Annotated in this window: 17 protein-coding genes; 10 read left to right on the top strand and 7 right to left on the bottom strand. The window is 68.7% G+C overall.

Annotated features, from left to right (window positions below; all coding sequences use genetic code 11):
* Nucleotides 1–15: 15 nt before the first annotated feature.
* Both OHB13_RS09720 and OHB13_RS09715 read right to left on the bottom strand, forming a co-directional pair.
* Nucleotides 16–837 (bottom strand): serine hydrolase domain-containing protein, encoded by an 822-nt coding sequence (locus OHB13_RS09720; protein WP_328376779.1) that lies wholly within the window; start codon nucleotides 835–837, stop codon nucleotides 16–18.
* A 15-nt stretch (nucleotides 838–852) separates the two neighbouring features.
* Nucleotides 853–1,320 carry a GNAT family N-acetyltransferase gene (locus OHB13_RS09715; protein WP_266857424.1) on the bottom strand — a complete coding sequence of 156 codons (468 nt, stop codon included), beginning with the start codon at nucleotides 1,318–1,320 and terminating at the stop codon, nucleotides 853–855.
* 114 nt (nucleotides 1,321–1,434) lie between these two features.
* On the opposite strand from OHB13_RS09715, the gene OHB13_RS09710 reads away from it, so the two are divergent.
* Nucleotides 1,435–1,896 (top strand): MerR family transcriptional regulator, encoded by a 462-nt coding sequence (locus OHB13_RS09710; protein ID WP_328376778.1) that lies wholly within the window; start codon nucleotides 1,435–1,437, stop codon nucleotides 1,894–1,896.
* Nucleotides 1,897–1,901: 5 nt separating this feature from the next.
* Nucleotides 1,902–2,921, top strand: coding sequence for an aldo/keto reductase (locus OHB13_RS09705; RefSeq protein ID WP_328376777.1), 1,020 nt, complete (start codon nucleotides 1,902–1,904; stop codon nucleotides 2,919–2,921).
* 88 nt (nucleotides 2,922–3,009) lie between these two features.
* Here the strand turns inward: OHB13_RS09705 and OHB13_RS09700 are convergent, their stop codons facing one another.
* The 3 genes from OHB13_RS09700 to OHB13_RS09690 all read right to left on the bottom strand — a co-directional run bounded on the left by OHB13_RS09700 (nucleotide 3,010) and on the right by OHB13_RS09690 (nucleotide 5,944).
* Nucleotides 3,010–3,867 (bottom strand): DUF4429 domain-containing protein, encoded by an 858-nt coding sequence (locus tag OHB13_RS09700; RefSeq protein WP_328376776.1) that lies wholly within the window; start codon nucleotides 3,865–3,867, stop codon nucleotides 3,010–3,012.
* A 129-nt stretch (nucleotides 3,868–3,996) separates the two neighbouring features.
* The gene (locus OHB13_RS09695; protein ID WP_266857431.1) at nucleotides 3,997–5,184 is read right to left on the bottom strand and encodes an alpha/beta hydrolase; all 1,188 of its coding nucleotides are present in this window, start codon (nucleotides 5,182–5,184) and stop codon (nucleotides 3,997–3,999) included.
* Between the two features lie 85 nt (nucleotides 5,185–5,269).
* Nucleotides 5,270–5,944 (bottom strand): TetR/AcrR family transcriptional regulator, encoded by a 675-nt coding sequence (locus OHB13_RS09690; RefSeq protein ID WP_328380256.1) that lies wholly within the window; start codon nucleotides 5,942–5,944, stop codon nucleotides 5,270–5,272.
* A 210-nt stretch (nucleotides 5,945–6,154) separates the two neighbouring features.
* Here OHB13_RS09690 and OHB13_RS09685 point away from each other — a divergent pair, with 210 nt between their 5' ends.
* Together OHB13_RS09685 and OHB13_RS09680 are read left to right on the top strand one after the other, a co-directional pair.
* The gene (locus OHB13_RS09685) at nucleotides 6,155–7,753 is read left to right on the top strand and encodes an MFS transporter (protein ID WP_266857432.1); all 1,599 of its coding nucleotides are present in this window, start codon (nucleotides 6,155–6,157) and stop codon (nucleotides 7,751–7,753) included.
* A gap of 180 nt (nucleotides 7,754–7,933) precedes the next feature.
* Nucleotides 7,934–8,404, top strand: a complete 471-nt coding sequence (locus OHB13_RS09680; protein WP_328376775.1) for a peptidase inhibitor family I36 protein — start codon at nucleotides 7,934–7,936, stop codon at nucleotides 8,402–8,404.
* Nucleotides 8,405–8,486: 82 nt separating this feature from the next.
* Here the strand turns inward: OHB13_RS09680 and aceE are convergent, their stop codons facing one another.
* Nucleotides 8,487–11,234, bottom strand: coding sequence for a pyruvate dehydrogenase (acetyl-transferring), homodimeric type (gene aceE / locus OHB13_RS09675; protein ID WP_328376774.1), 2,748 nt, complete (start codon nucleotides 11,232–11,234; stop codon nucleotides 8,487–8,489).
* Nucleotides 11,235–11,674: 440 nt separating this feature from the next.
* Between aceE and OHB13_RS09670 the strand changes: the two genes are divergently transcribed.
* The 6 genes from OHB13_RS09670 to OHB13_RS09645 all read left to right on the top strand — a co-directional run bounded on the left by OHB13_RS09670 (nucleotide 11,675) and on the right by OHB13_RS09645 (nucleotide 16,329).
* Nucleotides 11,675–12,115, top strand: a complete 441-nt coding sequence (locus tag OHB13_RS09670; RefSeq protein WP_164260513.1) for a DUF3052 domain-containing protein — start codon at nucleotides 11,675–11,677, stop codon at nucleotides 12,113–12,115.
* 175 nt (nucleotides 12,116–12,290) lie between these two features.
* Nucleotides 12,291–12,749, top strand: coding sequence for a peroxiredoxin (locus OHB13_RS09665; RefSeq protein ID WP_266857437.1), 459 nt, complete (start codon nucleotides 12,291–12,293; stop codon nucleotides 12,747–12,749).
* Between the two features lie 124 nt (nucleotides 12,750–12,873).
* Nucleotides 12,874–13,449: a TerD family protein gene (locus OHB13_RS09660; RefSeq protein ID WP_266857439.1), complete on the top strand. Its 576-nt coding sequence runs from the start codon at nucleotides 12,874–12,876 to the stop codon at nucleotides 13,447–13,449.
* Between the two features lie 107 nt (nucleotides 13,450–13,556).
* Nucleotides 13,557–14,132: a TerD family protein gene (locus OHB13_RS09655; RefSeq protein WP_266857441.1), complete on the top strand. Its 576-nt coding sequence runs from the start codon at nucleotides 13,557–13,559 to the stop codon at nucleotides 14,130–14,132.
* A gap of 150 nt (nucleotides 14,133–14,282) precedes the next feature.
* Nucleotides 14,283–15,425 carry a DUF475 domain-containing protein gene (locus OHB13_RS09650; RefSeq protein ID WP_266857443.1) on the top strand — a complete coding sequence of 381 codons (1,143 nt, stop codon included), beginning with the start codon at nucleotides 14,283–14,285 and terminating at the stop codon, nucleotides 15,423–15,425.
* Nucleotides 15,426–15,591: 166 nt separating this feature from the next.
* Complete coding sequence (locus tag OHB13_RS09645) at nucleotides 15,592–16,329, top strand: TerD family protein (protein ID WP_266857445.1); 738 nt, start codon at nucleotides 15,592–15,594, stop codon at nucleotides 16,327–16,329.
* Between the two features lie 50 nt (nucleotides 16,330–16,379).
* Here the strand turns inward: OHB13_RS09645 and OHB13_RS09640 are convergent, their stop codons facing one another.
* Nucleotides 16,380–17,285, bottom strand: coding sequence for a TerD family protein (locus tag OHB13_RS09640; protein WP_328376773.1), 906 nt, complete (start codon nucleotides 17,283–17,285; stop codon nucleotides 16,380–16,382).
* Nucleotides 17,286–17,449: the final 164 nt, after the last annotated feature.

Below are 17,449 nucleotides of genomic sequence, written 5' to 3'. Positions count from 1 at the left end.
GCCGGGGGCGACCGGTCACCGCCCGGAGTTGACCTCCGCCAGTACCGCCTCGGTGAACGGCGGCCACGCTTCGATCGCCCACGGTCCGAAGGCCCGGTCGGTCAGTGCCACGCAGGCGGCCCCCGCCTCCGGGTCGACCCAGAGGAACGTACCCGACTGGCCGAAGTGGCCGAAGGTGCGCGGCGACGACGAACTGCCCGTCCAGTGCGGGGACTTGGCGTCCCTGATCTCGAAGCCGAGGCCCCAGTCGTTCGGGTTCTGCAGGCCGTAACCGGGCAGCACGCCCTTGAGCCCCGGGTGGACCACCGCGGTGGCTTCGGCGACGGTGCGCGGGTCGAGCAGCCGGGGCGACTGGAGCTCGGCGGCGAACCTGGCCAGGTCGTCGGCGCTGGACACGGCGTCCTTCGCGGGGGAGCCGTCCAGCGAGGTGGCCGCCATCCCGAGCGGTTCGAGCACCCCCTCGCGGAGGTAATCGGCGAACGGGATGCCGGTGGCCGCGGCGATGTGGTCGCCCAGCGCCTCGAACCCCGCGTTGGAGTAGATGCGGCGCTCACCGGGGGCCGCCATCACCCGGTTCTCGTCGAAGGCGAGACCGCTGGTGTGGGCGAGCAGATGCCGGACCGTGGACCCGGGAGGACCCGCGGGCTCGTCCAGCTCGACCGCACCCTCCTCGTACGCCATGAGTGCGGCGTACGCGGCGAGCGGCTTGGTGACCGAGGCGAGCGGGAAGCGCCGCGCGGTCGGGCCGACGGCACCGGCGACGCTGCCGTCCGCTCGTACGACGGCGGCGGCCACCGTGGGTACCGGCCAGTTCTCGGTCATCGCCAGGCTCTTCATGAGGGACGAGCCTAACTACAGCGTCAGACGCATCGCCGGATCGGGGGTCCTGACGAATCCGAGGGAGGCGTAGAGGGGCTCGCCGTCGGCCGACGCCCGCAGGTCGACCTTGGGCACACCCCGCTCCCGGAACCAGCCGAGCAGCGCCTCCATGCAGGCGCGCGAGTACCCTCGGCGGCGCATGTCCGGATCGGTCGCGACGCTGAAGACGTAACCGCTCGTGCCGTGCGGGTTGCCGGGGCCGCCGAGCCGGTACTCGACCGTGCCGACCACGCAGGCGGCGAGCCCGCCGTCCGGCCGGTCGACGACGAACGCGGTGAGATCGGACTCCGGGTCCTTGAGCTTCCCGCGCAGCGTCTCGACGGCGGCCGGCTGCCAGCTGATGTCCGGGTGCGGTTTCCCGGACATGGAGTCCTGCATCAGCTTGCGCAGGCGTACGAGTTCGACGGCGTCATCGGGAATCGCGCGGCGGGCGGTGCTCATGATCCTGGAGGCTACGGGAGCCGTCTGTGAAGTTCCGCTCGATTTCGCTTGCTTGGAGTGCACTCCAAGGATCTAGCGTTGGTGTTGTCGCGAGGATGAAGGAGCTGGGACCGCATGACTGTGACCGAGACCGTGCCCGCGTCGGAGACCGTGGACCTCTGCGCTGGACCGCCCACCGCGGGCAGGCTGCCCGACGGGAAGGACCAGTACACGATCAGCCAGGTCGTCGCGTTCACCGGTCTCACAGCGCACACTCTGCGCTGGTACGAGAGGATCGGGCTGATGCCGCATGTCGACCGGTCGCACACCGGCCAGCGCCGCTTCTCCAACCGCGACCTGGACTGGCTGGCCTTCGTCGGCAAACTGCGGCTGACCGGGATGCCGGTGGCCAAGATGGTCCGCTACGCCGAACTCGTACGCGAGGGCGTGGACACCTTCGAGGAACGGCAGGAGCTCCTGGAGGAGACCCGCAGAGATGTGCGGCTGCGTATCGCGGAACTCCACGACACGCTCTCCGTACTCGATTTCAAGATCGGCTTTTACGCGGACGCCCGGCGGGCGTCGGAGAGGTTCTGAACCTGATGAGCATCGAAAAGATCGACAGGGTACGGCTGGGACAGGGCGGCCCCGAGGTCGGCGTGCAGGGCTTCGGTGCCATGGGCATCAGCGAGTTCTACGGGGACACCGACGAGGCGGCGGCCAGGGACACCCTGGAGGCCACCGTCGAGGCCGGTGTCACGCTGATCGACACGGCCGACATCTACGGACTGGGCGCCAACGAGAGCTTCCTGGCGCCGTTCGTCGCCGCGTACCGTGACGAGATCACGCTGGCCACCAAGTTCTCCATCGAGCGGCGCGCCGACGACGAGCACTACCGGGGGGTGCGCAACGACGCCCCGTACATCAGGCAGGCCGTCGAGGCGAGCCTGCGCCGGCTGAACGTCGACGTCATCGACCTCTACTACATGCACCGCCGCAACCCCGATGTGCCGCTGGCCGAGTCCGTCGGCGCGATGGGCGAGCTGGTGGCCGCCGGCAAGGTCAAGTACCTGGGGCTGAGCGAGGTGACCGGTGCCGAACTGCGCGAGGCGCACGGCGTGCACCCGATCACCGCCGTGCAGTCCGAGTGGTCGCTGTTCAGCCGCGATGTGGAGCTGAGCCTGATCGGTGCGGCCGCCGATCTCGGGGTGGGCATCGTGCCGTACTCCCCGCTCGGCCGGGGCTTCCTCACCGGCTCCTTCGCGGACGCGTCCAAGGACCTCGAAGGCGGCGACTTCCGGAAGTTCCAGCCCCGCTTCACCGGCGACAACGCCAAGGCCAACGCGGCGCTCCTCGAACCGGTGCACAAGATCGCGGCGGCGCACGGCGCGACGGCCGCGCAGGTGGCCCTCGCCTGGGTGCAGCAGCGGGCCGAAGTGCACGGGCTCCGGGCGGTCGTGCCGATCCCCGGCACCCGTAAGCGCACCCGCCTGCTGGAGAACACCGGCGCCACGCGGTTGCGGCTGACCAGTGACGAACTGGCGCTCCTCGAACCGATCGCGGGCGAGGTCAAGGGCGACCGCTACCCGGACATGTCGTCGACGTCGGCGGCCCGCGAGTAGCCGCATCCGGGGGACATCAATGTGACGCCGGAGGGGGTCCGCCACAGTGCGGGCCCCCTCCGGCATGTCTCTCCGTACGTGCCTGCCGTTACAGCTCCGCCAGCAGTTCGGCCTTCTTCGCGCTGAACTCGTCGTCCGTGACCAGCCCGGACGAGTGCAGCTCGCCCAGGTGCCGTATCCGCTCGGCGATGTCCGCCGGGTCGCGCCGGCCGGTGGCGATGGCGGGCACCGGCACCGGCACCGTCCTGGAGTGGCGGGCCGCCCCCAGGACCGCGGCGGCGAAGGGCAGTGACTCGTGCACCGGTCCGTAACCGAGTCCGAAGACGACAGCCGCGGGGTCCTGGTCCGCCTGCGCCGTGTCCGGCTCGCCCTGCCGCAGCACCCGCAGATAGCCGTCGTACGCCTCGGGGGAGCGCCAGTCCACACCGGTCAGCTCGGCCACCGGGAAGCTCTGGTCGCCGCACTTCCACTTGGCCGACGACGCACCCGTCCAGGACCACCGGAACGAGACCCTCGACCCGTCGAAGGACGCCTTGCCGTCGTACGCCTTGAAGTGGAGCGGCGCCTCGGGCGCCGCCACCAGGAACCGTTCGGCCGGCTCGGCCGCCTCCGGCACCAGCCGCGCCGTCAGCTCGTCCGCGTAGTACTCGGCGAGCGTCCGCTGCGCGGCCGGAAGCACCAGCCGGTACGGATCGCACCCCTCCTTCAGCTGCCCCGAGGCCGCCTCCATCAGCGGGTCGGCGCCCGCGCGCGGTGCCGCGTGCAGCACCACGGTCCCCCGTCTGCCCTCGGTCACCGTCACCGACCCCAGCGCCTCGTGGGGGATACGCCGCTGACGCAGCGCCTGGAAGAGCTTCGGCGTGCGAATCCCCCGTTCGAAGCGGATGAGCACGGAGTCGGTCGCGAACTCCCAGGTGGCTTGAATTCCGGCCAGCACATCACCCATGTGCCACATCGTAGGCGGCGTGCGCCCGCGCGTCGCCCCTCTGCGGCGGACCTGATGTACGGACATCTACGCGCGTGAACCCCCTGAGACCGCCCGGTATTGGGGTGGGCGGCCCGAATCACCGCAAGATCAGCTGCGGCAGGTGTCCCCGCCGTTCGCACATGTCACCGAATCGAACTCGCCGGTGCCGACCGCCGCGAAGTTGTGCAGGCTCTCGGTACCGGGCGCGAAATAGCCGGTGTGGCCCTGTGCCGAGCCCGCCGACACGACGCGGGCGCCGAACTGCGGCGAGACCGGGTCGGCGCCGTGGCCGAGGCCCCCGACGTCCAGATGCGGGACGTCCTGGATCCAGTCGCTGCTGTCCCGCATCGCCCACACCCGGGCGCCCGTGTCCAGTTGCGCGGCGTTCTCGACGCGCATCCCCGGGCTGCCCGCGACCGCGATGTCGCTGACCCGGGACGGGAGGTCGCGGGCGGCGACGCCGCAGAGCACCGAGCCGTAGCTGTGGCAGAACAGCGCGACGGGCGCCCTGCCCGGCAGCGCGTCGACGAGCGCGTGCAGCCGGAGCGAACCCTCGGCGGCGAGTCTGCCGATCGCGGCGTCCACGCCGATACCGACGGGCGAGGTGTAGTCGGCCCAGGCGATGACGGCGGTGTGCGACCCGGGGTCCGCGGAGTGCTCGGCGCTGTACAGCGACGTCGCCATGCCCACCGGCGCGGTGTAGTAGGCCTGCCGGGTCTTCTGGAAGGTCAGCAGGTTGGTGTCGACTCCGGGCACCACGATGGAGATGTGCCGGGCCTGCTGCAGATCGCCCATCACCTGGGCGACCCGGCCGGTGCCGGTCGGGTCGAAGGCGAGGATCTGCCGGCCGGGCTGCGCCAGCGCGTTGTAGCGGTCGTAGGTCTGGCGCGCGTCCTGGTGGCCGAGCTTGTTCAGCGTGGGGTCGGTCAGCCGTTCGCGTTCCTGCCCGGCGGCCTGTTCCAGCGCACGCCGGTTGGCCTGGTAACGCAGGGTCACCGGAGCGCCGTTGAGATTGCCGACCACCAGCGGATAGTCGTCGACGAGCCGGGCGCGGTCGGCCGCGGTGAGCTCGGCGAAGAAACTCGACAGCCGGTGCGGCGACGCGTTGGGCGAGGGGAGGTGGTGGCCGGCGATGGAGCCTCTGCCCCAGGCGGCCAGCGCGGCTTGGCGCGGTCCGGCGGTTCTGTGGTGGTGCACGGCGGTCCAGCCGGTGGTGGCCAGCATGACGAACACCACCGCGAGCGCGAGCAGAGTGCGCCAGACGGTGAGGGTGGGGGAGGAGTCGAAGGAAGTCACTGCCCGCCACCCTAGGAGACGGGGAAGCGTGCTTGCGAAGTCCGTGAGACACATCACGTTTCATCGCGGGAATGTATCCGAATGACTACATGCCGTGTGCGCCTGTCGTACGCCAGTTCCCTGCCAGTGCCGGCCCGATCTGGTCCAGGTGGGTCAGGGTGATCGCCCGCATCGAGGCGATGCTCAGGTCCTGGCCCTTGCCCCAGATCCGGCCGGTGGCCCGCATCACGCCGTCGAACGCCGCGACGGCCACGCGCGGCCGCGGATCGGTGTCCACGTCGAGCCCCTCGCGTGTGGCGATCAGCTGGGCGATCCGGTCCTCCAGCTCGGCCGAGCGGCGCAGATGGATCGCGAGCAGGGCGGGGGAGGACTCGATGATCTGGCAGGTCCGCATGTACAGGTCGACCGGGATCAGGTCCTCGATGGTCAGGCTGATGCTGTCCCAGGAGGCGAGCACGGCGTTGCGCATCGCCTCGAACGGGGTCTCCTGCGGCGGGCGGGCCTCCAGGGCGGTGAAGAACTGTGACTCCACCAGGTCGTGCACCGCGAAGGCGGCCTCCTCCTTGCTGGCGAAGTACCGGAAGAAGGTGCGCTGGGAGACCTCGACGGCGTCGGCGATCTCGTCGACGGTCGTCTGCTCGTACCCCTTTGTCGTGAAGAGTTCGAGTGCGATGCGCAGCAGGGCCTCGCGGGTGCGCTGCTTCTTGCGCTCCCGCAGTCCGGTCGGCGCGTCCGGCGTCGACGGCTCGGTCTGCTCCATCGTCACGTTCTGGTCCTCTTTCGGTGTGGGGGGCGTGGGGGGCGTTGGGGGGGTGTGCGGTGCGCGGTCCGGCTTCGGTTCCGGCCCCGGGGCTGAACTTCTCCCGGTTTCGGGTGCTTTGTCGTTCCAGCGTACCTGTGAGCTATGTGACAGCTACCGACTTGTGGATTGGTTTGTCAAATGTCAGAGGCTGACACTAGTCTGACTCGTATGACTAGTCAGACCACTGTCGACCCGGCGCCGCAGGATATTGCGGCACCGCCGGTCAAGGGGCTCCGCGGCCACCCTTGGCTGACGCTCTTCTCCGTGGCCATCGGCGTGATGATGGTCGCGCTCGACGGCACGATCGTCGCGATCGCCAACCCGGCCATCCAGAAGGATCTCGGGGCCACCTTCGCCCAGATCCAGTGGATCACCAATGGCTACTTCCTCGCCCTCGCCGTGGCGCTGATCACCGCGGGCAAGCTCGGTGACCGATTCGGCCACCGCCAGACCTTCCTCATCGGCGTGGTCGGCTTCGCCGCCGCGTCCGGCGCCATCGGCTTCTCCAACAGCGTCAGCCTGGTCGTGACCTTCCGGGTCCTCCAGGGGCTGTTCGGTGCGCTGCTGATGCCCGCCGCGCTCGGCCTGCTGCGCGCCACCTTCCCGGCCGAGAAGCTCAACATGGCCATCGGCCTCTGGGGCATGGTCATCGGCGCCTCCACCGCGGGCGGCCCGATCATCGGCGGCCTGCTCGTCCAGCACGTCAGCTGGCAGTCGGTCTTCTTCATCAATGTGCCGGTCGGTGTGATCGCGCTCGTCGTGGGTGTGGTGATCCTCAAGGACCACCGGGCCGCGAACGCCCCGAAGTCCTTCGACATCCTGGGCATCCTGCTGCTCTCGGCGGCCATGTTCTGCCTGGTCTGGGCGCTCATCAAGGCCCCGGCGTGGGGCTGGGGCGACGGCAAGGTCTGGATCTTCCTGGCCGTCTCGCTGGTCTGTTTCGCGGCCTTCGCGTTCTGGGAGACGAAGGTCAGGGAGCCGCTCATCCCGATGGCGCTCTTCCGCTCGGTGCCGCTCTCCGCGGGCGTCGTGCTGATGGTGCTCATGGCCATCGCCTTCATGGGCGGCCTCTTCTTCGTCACCTTCTATCTCCAGAACGTGCACGGTATGAGCCCGGTCGACGCCGGACTTCATCTGCTGCCGCTCACCGGCATGATGATCGTCGCCTCCCCGCTCGCGGGCGCGGTGATCACCAAGCTCGGCCCGCGCATCCCGCTCGCCGGCGGCATGGTCTGCACGGCCGTCGCGATGTACGGCATGTCCACGCTGGGGACCGACACCGGCAGCCTCAACATGTCGATCTGGTTCGCGCTGCTCGGCCTGGGGCTCGCCCCGGTCATGGTCGGCGCCACCGAGGTCATCGTCGGCAACGCCCCGATGGAGCTCTCCGGTGTCGCCGGTGGTCTCCAGCAGGCCGCCATGCAGATCGGTGGCAGCCTCGGTACGGCGGTGCTCGGCGCGGTCATGGCCTCCAAGGTCGACAGCACCCTGCCGGTCAAGTGGGCGGACGCCAAACTTCCTCCGTTCGGGTTCGGTCAGCTGGACCAGGCGTCGCAGGCTGTCCAGGTCGGCATGGCCCCGGTGCCGCCGCACGCGCCGGCCGGACTCGCCGCGAAGATCACCGGCGTCGCGCACGACACCTTCATGTCGGGCATGAGCCTGGCCTGCCTGGTCGCCACCGGCGTCGCGGTCGTCGCTGTCTTCGTGGCCCTGCTCACCAAGCGCGGTGACAACCCGGAGGCGGCTTCGGGCGCCGCCCACATCTGACGCCCCCTTCCGACGCCCCGGCGTCAACTCCGCGCACACGACAGCCCCGCCGGACCCCTCCGGCGGGGCTGTCGCCTATCAGGGTGGTACGGGCGGTGCGCTCTTCCGGCGGTACGTGATCACGGGCCAAGCTGCGGTCCGGAAGATCCATACGTACGACGCACCACACGGGGGACCACGATGAACACCGCACTCACCCGGCGCACCGCACCCGCCGCCGACACCGGCCCCGCGGCCGGCATCCGTAGGACCCTGCTCCGCAAGGCCCTGCTCCGTACGACCGTCACGGCCGGGATCGTCACGGCCACCGTGTTCGCCGCGCCCCAGGCACTCGCCCCGCACACCGCGCTGGCCGCATCGCAGCCCCGGATGGGGGAGTGCGCGACCGGCGAACTCTGCCTCTGGGAGAAGGGCGCCTTCAAGGGCGCCCGCCGCACCTACGACCTCACCGGTGCCGGCATCGACAGCTGTACGCCGCTCCCCGCGGGCGCCACCGCCCAGTCCGTCGCCAACCGCACCGGGCGCCCGGTCACCACGTACCAGTCCGCCGAGTGCGCGGAGACGGGCGAGTTCGATACGTACCCGGGAGGCGGCACCTGGCTGCCGAACTCCCCTTACCAGGTACGGGCGTTCAAGATCCGGGAGAGCTGAGCACCCGCTGACCCGCGCCACCTACGCGGAAGGGCGGCGGGACCGCCGTGGTCCCGCCGCCCTCATGCGTGCTCAGTGACGCCTACGCGTCGCCGCCCGCCGCGCCCGGATCGGCCGACGACACGTCCAGGAGCTGGTAGCGGTCGATGGCCTGCTTCAGGGCCGAACGGTCCACCTTGCCCTGCTTCGCCAGCTCGGTGAGGACCGAGACGACGATCGACTGCGCGTCGATGTGGAAGAAGCGGCGCGCCGCGCCCCGGGTGTCCGCGAAGCCGAACCCGTCAGCGCCCAGCGACTGGTATGGCCCCGGCACCCAGCGTGCGATCTGGTCCGGCACCGAGCGCATCCAGTCCGACACGGCCACGAACGGGCCTTCGGAGTCGGAGAGTTTCCGCGTCACATACGGGACGCGCTGCTCCTCCTCGGGGTGGAGCAGATTGTGCCGCTCCACCTCCACGGCCTCGCGGCGCAGCTCGTTCCAGGAGGTCGCGGACCAGACATCGGCCTTCACGTCCCACTCGTCGGCGAGGATCTGCTGGGCCTCGACGGCCCACGGGACGGCCACGCCGGACGCCATGATCTGCGCCGGGATCCGGCCCCGCTCGCCCGGCTTGAAGCGGTGGATGCCCTGGAGGATGCCGTCGACGTCGACGTCCTCGGGCTCCGCCGGATGCTGGATCGGCTCGTTGTAGACGGTGAGGTAGTAGAAGACGTCCTCGCCCGCCCTGCCGTCCGCCGTCTCGCCGTACATCCGGCGCAGACCGTCCTGGACGATGTACGCGATCTCGAAACCGAACGCCGGGTCGTAGGCGACACAGGCCGGGTTGGTCGACGCGAGCAGCTGCGAGTGGCCGTCCGCGTGCTGGAGCCCCTCACCCGTCAGCGTGGTCCGCCCGGCGGTCGCGCCGAGCACGAAGCCGCGCGCCAGCTGGTCGCCCATCTGCCAGAACTGGTCGCCGGTCCGCTGGAATCCGAACATCGAGTAGAAGACGTACACCGGGATCATCGGCTCGCCGTGCGTGGCGTACGCCGAACCGGCCGCGATCAGCGACGCCGTGCAGCCGGCCTCGGAGATGCCGTCGTGCAGCATCTGCCCGGTCGGCGACTCCTTGTACGCGAGCAGCAGTTCGCGGTCCACCGACTCGTACTGCTGGCCGAGCGGGTTGTAGATCTTCGCGCTCGGGAAGAACGCGTCCATACCGAAGGTGCGGTACTCGTCGGGGGCGATCAGCACGAAGCGCTTGCCGATCTCCTTGTCCCGCATGAGGTCCTTCAGGACCCGGACGAACGCCATGGTGGTGGCGATCGACTGGTGGCCCGAACCCTTCTTCGCGATGGCGTACGTCTTGTCCGGGGGCAGCGGCAGCGGCTTGGCGCGGACCACCCTGGTCGGCACGTAACCGCCGCAGGACTTGCGGTGGTCGTGCATGTACTGGATCTCTTCGGAGTCCCGGCCCGGGTGGTAGTACGGCGGGTTGCCGTCCTCCAGGTCCTTGTCCGCGATCGGCAGGTGCAGCCGGTCCCGGAAGCGCTTCAGGTCGTCCGCGGTCAGCTTCTTCATCTGGTGGGTCGCGTTGCGGCCCTCGAAGTTCGGGCCCAGCGTCCAGCCCTTGATGGTCTGGGCGAGGATCACCGTCGGCTGGCCCTTGTGCTCCTTGGCCGCCGTGTAGGCCGCGAACACCTTCCGGTGGTCGTGCCCGCCGCGCCCGAGGTGCAGGATCTGCTCGTCGGACATGTCCTCGACCATCTTGCGCAGCCGCTGGTCGGTGCCGAAGAAGTGCTCACGGATGTAAGCGCCGCTCTCGGTGGCGTACGTCTGGAACTGGCCGTCCGGCGTGGTGTTCATCTTGTTGACCAGGGTGCCGTCGCGGTCCTGGGCCAGCAGCGGGTCCCAGCTCCGGTCCCAGACCAGCTTGATGACGTTCCAGCCGGCGCCGCGGAACTGCGACTCCAGCTCCTGGATGATCTTGCCGTTGCCGCGTACCGGGCCGTCGAGGCGCTGGAGGTTGCAGTTGACGACGAAGGTCAGGTTGTCCAGGCCCTCACGGGCGGCGATGGAGAGCTGGCCGAGCGACTCGGGCTCGTCCATCTCGCCGTCGCCGAGGTAGGCCCAGACATGCGACTTGGAGGTGTCCGCGATCCCGCGCGCCTCCATGTAGCGGTTCATCCGCGCCTGGTAGATCGCGCCGAGCGGGCCGAGGCCCATCGAGACGGTCGGGAACTCCCAGAAGTCCGGCATCAGCCGCGGGTGCGGGTAGCTGGACAGCCCGTAGGGAGCCTTCGACTTCTCCTGGCGGAACCCGTCGAGCTGCTGCTCGGAGAGCCGGTCGAGCAGGAAGGCGCGGGCGTAGATGCCGGGGGACGCGTGCCCCTGGAAGAAGACCTGGTCGCCGCCGAGACCGTCGTCCTTGCCACGGAAGAAGTGGTTGAAGCCCACGTCGTACAGCGAAGCGGAGGAGGCGAAGGTGGCGATGTGGCCGCCGACCCCGATACCGGGGCGCTGGGCGCGCGAGACCATCACGGCCGCGTTCCAGCGGGTGGCGTTCAGGACCTTGCGCTCGATCTCCTCGTTGCCCGGGAAGAACGGCTCGTCCTTGGTGGCGATCGTGTTCACGTAGTCCGTGCTGCGCATCTCGGGCACGGCCACGCGCTTCTCGCGCGCGCGCTCGATGAGGCGGAGCATCAGATAACGCGCACGCTCACGGCCGCGCTCGTCGACGGCGGCATCGAGGGAGGCGAGCCATTCCTGGGTCTCTTCAGGATCGAAGTCCGGGACCTGGCTCGGAAGGCCGCCAATGATGATCGGGTTGCGATCGGATCCGGAAACCACGCTGTTCCTTCGCTGTTCGGTGGTGCGGTATCGGGGCGTACGCCGCCACCATCGTGTACCGCCAGGACGCTGACGTCATCTCTACCGAGGGGTAGGTAACCGTCACGCGGTGAGACATCCCGTCCGGAGGCCGCTGCTGGGTCCGGCGAAATCGCAACCTTACGCCCGACCCGCTCAGACATTCCCAAAGGGATCCGGGGCACAATTGACGTATCCGGATGGAGGGGAACCCTCGCAAATACGGATGAACAGTGTGGGATGGATCACCAGAGACCGTCAGGACCTGCCTGAGGTTGGGGTGAGGTGCCAGGAAACGTCACCGTTTCGGCTGTCTCGACCGCTGGGTACTTGCGCGATCGGTCCCGCCCGTGTGGACTACGGCCAACGCCCCGCGCACGCGCGTGGCTGGTGCATTTCCAAAAACGATCAGGAGGCAAACCGTGAGCGCGACCGCGGACCACGCGGAGGAGCGGACCAATCAGGCAGCACGCCTGGGGTTCGAGCCCGGACAAGTGGTCCAGGAGATCGGCTACGACGACGACGTCGAGCAGGAACTCCGTGAGGGTATTGAGAGCGTCATCGGCCAGGAACTCGTCGACGAGGACTACGACGACGTGGCTGACGCTGTCGTGTTGTGGTTCCGCGACGAGGACGGCGACCTTACGGACGCGCTGGTGGACGCCATCGGTCTGGTCGACGACGGCGGCGCGGTCTGGCTGCTGACCCCCAAGACCGGCCGTGACGGTTACGTCGAGCCGAGCGACATCAACGAGGCATCTCAGACAGCCGGTCTGGCCCAGACCAAGAGCATCAATGCCGGCAAGGACTGGACGGGGAGCCGTCTGGTCACACCGAAGGTGGCAAGGTCCGGCAAGCGCTGAGTCGCCATAAGCCCCGAGAAGCCCCCGCCGGCCGTCCTGCCGGCGGGGGCTTCCCCCTGTTCCGGGGCTCCGCTTCCCCCTGTCCCGATGCGGGGCCGCCCGCCCCCGGTGGGGCCGGCAGCGAGGCCATAGGGTGGGCATCATTCGAATGGCCCCACCGAAGGGAAGCGTTTTCATGGCGATCGAGGTCGGCACCGAGGCCCCGGATTTCGAGCTGAAGGACAACCACGGCCGGACCGTCCGCCTCTCGGACTTCCGCGGCGAGAAGAACGTGGTGCTGCTCTTCTACCCCTTCGCTTTCACCGGCGTGTGCACCGGCGAGCTCTGCGCCCTCCGCGACGAGCTGCCGAAGTTCGTCAACGACGACGTGCAGCTGCTCGCCGTCTCCAACGACTCCATCCACACGCTGCGCGTCTTCGCGGAGCAGGAGGGCCTCGAATACCCGCTGCTCTCCGACTTCTGGCCGCACGGCGAGGCCTCGCGGGCGTACGGCGTCTTCGACGAGGAGAAGGGGTGCGCGGTGCGCGGGACCTTCATCATCGACAAGGAGGGCGTCGTCCGCTGGACCGTCGTCAACGGTCTGCCGGACGCTCGTGACCTGAACGAGTACGCCAAGGCGCTCGACACCCTCTGACCCGGCCGGTGAAGAGCCTGCCGTGTCCGGGAACCGGTCACTAGGATCGGTTCGTTGATCCGATGCCACGTAAAAACGGGGGCAAGGGCCCTCCTCGGCCCCTCGAAACCAATTGGGAGGACTCGTGGGAGTCAGCCTCAGCAAGGGCGGCAACGTCTCGCTGACCAAGGCCGCACCCAATCTGACCGCGGTCATCGTCGGTCTCGGATGGGATGCACGCACCACCACAGGTGGTGACTTCGACCTCGACGCCAGCGCTCTGCTGACGAACGAAGAGGGCAAGGTCGCCAACGACTCGAACTTCGTCTTCTTCAACAACCTCAAGAGCCCCGACGGCTCGGTCGAGCACACCGGTGACAACCTCACCGGTGAGGGCGAGGGCGACGACGAGGTCATCAAGGTGAATCTCGCCGGTGTGCCCGCCGATGTCTCGAAGATCGTGTTCCCGGTCTCGATCTACGAGGCCGAGAGCCGCCAGCAGAGCTTCGGCCAGGTCCGCAACGCGTACATCCGCGTGGTGAACGAGGCGGACAACTCCGAGCTGGCGCGGTACGACCTCAGTGAGGACGCGTCGACGGAGACCGCCATGGTCTTCGGCGAGCTCTACCGCAACGGCGCGGAGTGGAAGTTCCGCGCCATTGGCCAGGGGTACGCCTCCGGGCTGCGCGGTATCGCGCAGGACTTCGGCGTCAACGTCTGAGTTCCGCGTCAACGTCTGAGCAGGATTCACTCCGTCCGGCGCCGCACCTCAGTGCGGCGCCGGACGTGCTAGTCAACCGTTCCACACCTCGGGGAGGATCAGCGATCATGGGCGTTACGCTCGCCAAGGGAGGCAATGTCTCCCTCTCGAAGGCCGCACCCAACCTCACGCAAGTTCTGGTCGGGCTCGGCTGGGACGCACGCTCCACCACCGGAGCGGACTTCGACCTCGACGCCAGCGCGCTGCTGTGCCAGTCGGGCCGGGTGCTCGGCGACGAGTACTTCATCTTCTACAACCAGCTGACCAGCCCGGACGGTTCTGTGGAGCACACCGGCGACAACCTCACCGGTGAGGGCGAGGGCGACGACGAGTCGATCATCGTCGACCTCTCCAAGGTGCCCGCCCACTGCGACAAGATCGTCTTCCCGGTCTCGATCCACGAGGCGGACAGCCGTGGCCAGACCTTCGGCCAGGTCGCCAACGCCTTCATCCGCGTGGTGAACCAGGCCGACGGCCAGGAGCTGGCGCGGTACGACCTGAGCGAGGACGCCTCGACGGAGACCGCGATGATCTTCGGCGAGCTGTACCGGTACGGCGGCGAATGGAAGTTCCGGGCCGTGGGGCAGGGGTACGCGTCAGGGCTGCGGGGCATCGCTCTAGACTTCGGGGTCAATGTTTCCTAAAGCATTCTTCCGGCGTGGTTCAAGTCCGGGAGATCTCCCGGGTTCCGTGCCGGGGGTCCAGGGTTCGCACCCCGGGAGAATGCAGGACTGGGACAACACCTGGGCCGCGCACGGCGCGGGGGAACCCGTACACACACGATGGGGTAGCCAGTGCTTCTGAAAACCTTCGGGTGGTCATTCGTGATCACCGTGGTCGGTCTTGCCGCGGCGGTGATCTACGACGGATGGACCGCCCTGGGCGTTGTGGCGATCCTGGGCGTCCTGGAGATCTCTCTGTCGTTCGACAACGCGGTGATCAACGCCGGAATCCTGAAGAAGATGAGTGCCTTCTGGCAGAAGATCTTCCTCACGGTCGGTGTGCTCATCGCCGTCTTCGGTATGCGACTGGTCTTCCCCGTCGTGATCGTCGCCATCAGCGCCAAGATCAATCCGATCGAAGCGGTGAAGCTGGCAGTCAACGAGAAGGACCACTACCAGCAGCTGGTCACCGACGCCCACCCGTCGATCGCTGCCTTCGGTGGCATGTTCCTGATGATGATCTTCCTCGACTTCATCTTCGAGGACCGTGACATCCAGTGGCTCCGCTGGATCGAGCGCCCGCTGGCCAAGCTCGGCAAGGTCGACATGCTCTCGGTCTGCATCGCGCTCGTGGTGCTGCTGATCTCCTCCTTCACCGTTGCCACCCACGCCCACCAGCACGGCGGCGTGCACGCGGACAAGGCGCAGACGGTCCTCATCTCCGGTATCGCCGGGCTCATCGCCTATCTCGTGGTGGGCGGACTCTCCGGGTACTTCGAGAACCGGCTGGAAGAGGACGAGGAGCGTGAGCAGGAGGCCGAGGAGGAAGCCAGGAAGTCCGGCTCGGCTGTACCTGCGGTCATGATGGCCGGCAAGGCCGCGTTCTTCATGTTCCTCTACCTGGAAGTCCTCGACGCCTCCTTCTCGTTCGACGGGGTCATCGGCGCCTTCGCCATCACCAACGACATCGTGCTGATGACGCTCGGCCTCGGTATCGGCGCCATGTACGTCAGGTCGCTCACCGTCTACCTGGTCCGCCAGGGCACCCTGGACGACTACGTCTTCCTGGAGCACGGCGCCCACTACGCGATCGGCGCGCTCTCGGTGATCCTGCTCGTCACCATCCAGTACGACATCAACGAGATCATCACCGGCCTCGTCGGAGTCGTGCTGATCGGCTTGTCCTTCTGGTCGTCGGTCCGCAGGAACAAGCGGATCGCGGCGGAGGGCGGGGGCGGCTCCGGAGACCGGACAGAAGTGCCGTCCGGGGTGTGACCCGTACCGGATTGCGGAACGCTCTGAACGGGGCGGTCAGGACGCGGAAGCCTCCTGACCGCCCCGTGTGCGTGCCCGTGTGCGCGCATGTGCGTGTCCGTGTGCGTGGGGGAAGAAGTCCGGGGAAGAACCGGGGAAGAGTCACCGAGCAAGCTGGGGGTGGGACATGGCCTTCTGGGACAGTCTTCGACGGGACAAGCCGCCGCACTTCGATTCGGGGAGCTCGGCGTCCAACTCGATCGAGCTGACCAAGCGGCACCCGGCGGTCTCACTGACCAAACAGGGCGCGACCACCGGAAACCTGCGGGTGAACCTGTCCTGGCGGATGCGTTCGTCGGACTTCGGCGGCAGCTCTCGGCAGCGCGGGAGTCTGCTGCGCCATCCGTCCCGGATGTTCCAGCCGGACGTCGTCCAGGCACACACCCAGGGCGTCGTGAACGTCGACCTCGACCTGGGCTGCCTCTACGAGCTGGAGGACGGCACCAAGGGCGTGGTGCAGCCCCTGGGGAACTTCCTCGGCGCGCTCAACGAATCGCCGTTTGTACAGCTCAGCGGTGACGACCGGTTCGGATCGCCGTCCGGCGAGACGCTCTACGTCAACCTCGACCACCGGGACGAGATCAAACGGCTGCTGGTCTTCGTCTACATCTACGACCAGACGCCCGCCTTCGACCGTACGCACGCCGTGGTGACGCTCTACCCCAGCAACGGCCCGCGCATCGAGATCCAGCTGGACGAGCGCCATCCGCAGGCCCGCTCGTGCGCGGTCTTCGCCGTCGAGAAGGTCAAGGGCGACATGGTGGTGCGCCGCGAGGTGAAGTTCGTCTACGGCTTCCAGGCCGAGCTGGACCGGCTGTACGGCTGGGGGCTCCAGTGGGGCCGGGGCTACAAGACCAAGATCTGAACCCGGCAGCTCACCGGCTCACCGGCGCGCTGCGACTACTCCCGCCCCGCTCACCTGGGCAGGAACTGCGGTCCCATCGGGGGCAGCCGGAAGTACGGATCGGGCGCGGGAGCAGCCGCCGCGGCCGGCTGCGGATACCCGCTCCGCTGCGCTCCGCCTCGGCTCCCTTCGCTGTTTCCGGATGCCGAGCGTGCGGGCTGTGCCACCGGCCGGGTCGGGACGGCCTGCGGGTAGCCGTAGCCGGGCGGCGGTGACTGCGGGGGCGGCGGGAAACCGGCGGGCGCCGGGACCGTGGGGCCCGTCGCGCCGATGGGGCCGCGCTGGGCGGGCGGTGCGGACCGGCCGGGCTCCGCCGCCGCGTCTGCCGATGTCCCGTCCGCTCCGGCCGCTTCGGCGTTCTCGTCGACCGAGATGCCGTACGCCGTGGCAAGACCGACCAGACCGGTCGGGTAGCCCTGCCCCACCGCCCGGAACTTCCAGCGGTCCTCGCGGCGGTACAGCTCGCCGCAGATCATCGCCGTCTCCTCGCCGGTCTCCGGCTGTACGTCGAAGACGGCGAGGGCCGGAGTGCCGTCCCCGGCCGGCGCCGCCGCGTCGTACAGCAGGATCCGCAGGTCCCGTACGGCGCGGAAGGACGCATCGTCGGACGACGCGGCCAGCACCACCTGCTCCACCGAGGGGTCCAGGGCGGCCAGGTCGGCCTCGACGGTGTCGGTGAGTCCCTCGGCGTCGCGTTTCTTCGGCAGCCGCCGTACCAGGCCCGACGGATGGCGCGGCTGGTTGTAGAAGACGAAGTCCTCGTCGGAGCGCACACGCCCGCCGTGGCCGAGCAGCAGGGCCGAAGCGTCGATGTCGGGGACGTCGGGGCCCGGGGTCCAGCGCAGGACGGCCCGTACCGCCAAGGCGTCCAGCGGGACGTTCGAACCCTTCATCATCGCGTGCGTCATGCCGGTCATCCTGCCTTCCCGGCGTGGCCCCGGACAATGTGGGGGCGCTTTGGGGCGAGTCCGGTACATCCCGGCGGGACGGGTGGGGCGACTGTTGCAGGACGGTCCGAATTCCCTCCCTGTTGGAACTAGCGCCATGCGCCCATACGTACTATTACCGGCCGCGCGTCATC

The sequence above is a fragment of the Streptomyces sp. NBC_00440 genome, assembly GCF_036014215.1.
Lineage (GTDB): Bacteria > Actinomycetota > Actinomycetes > Streptomycetales > Streptomycetaceae > Streptomyces.
Note: the sequence above shows the minus strand (reverse complement) of the source record. Positions and strands in the feature narration are given on the sequence as shown.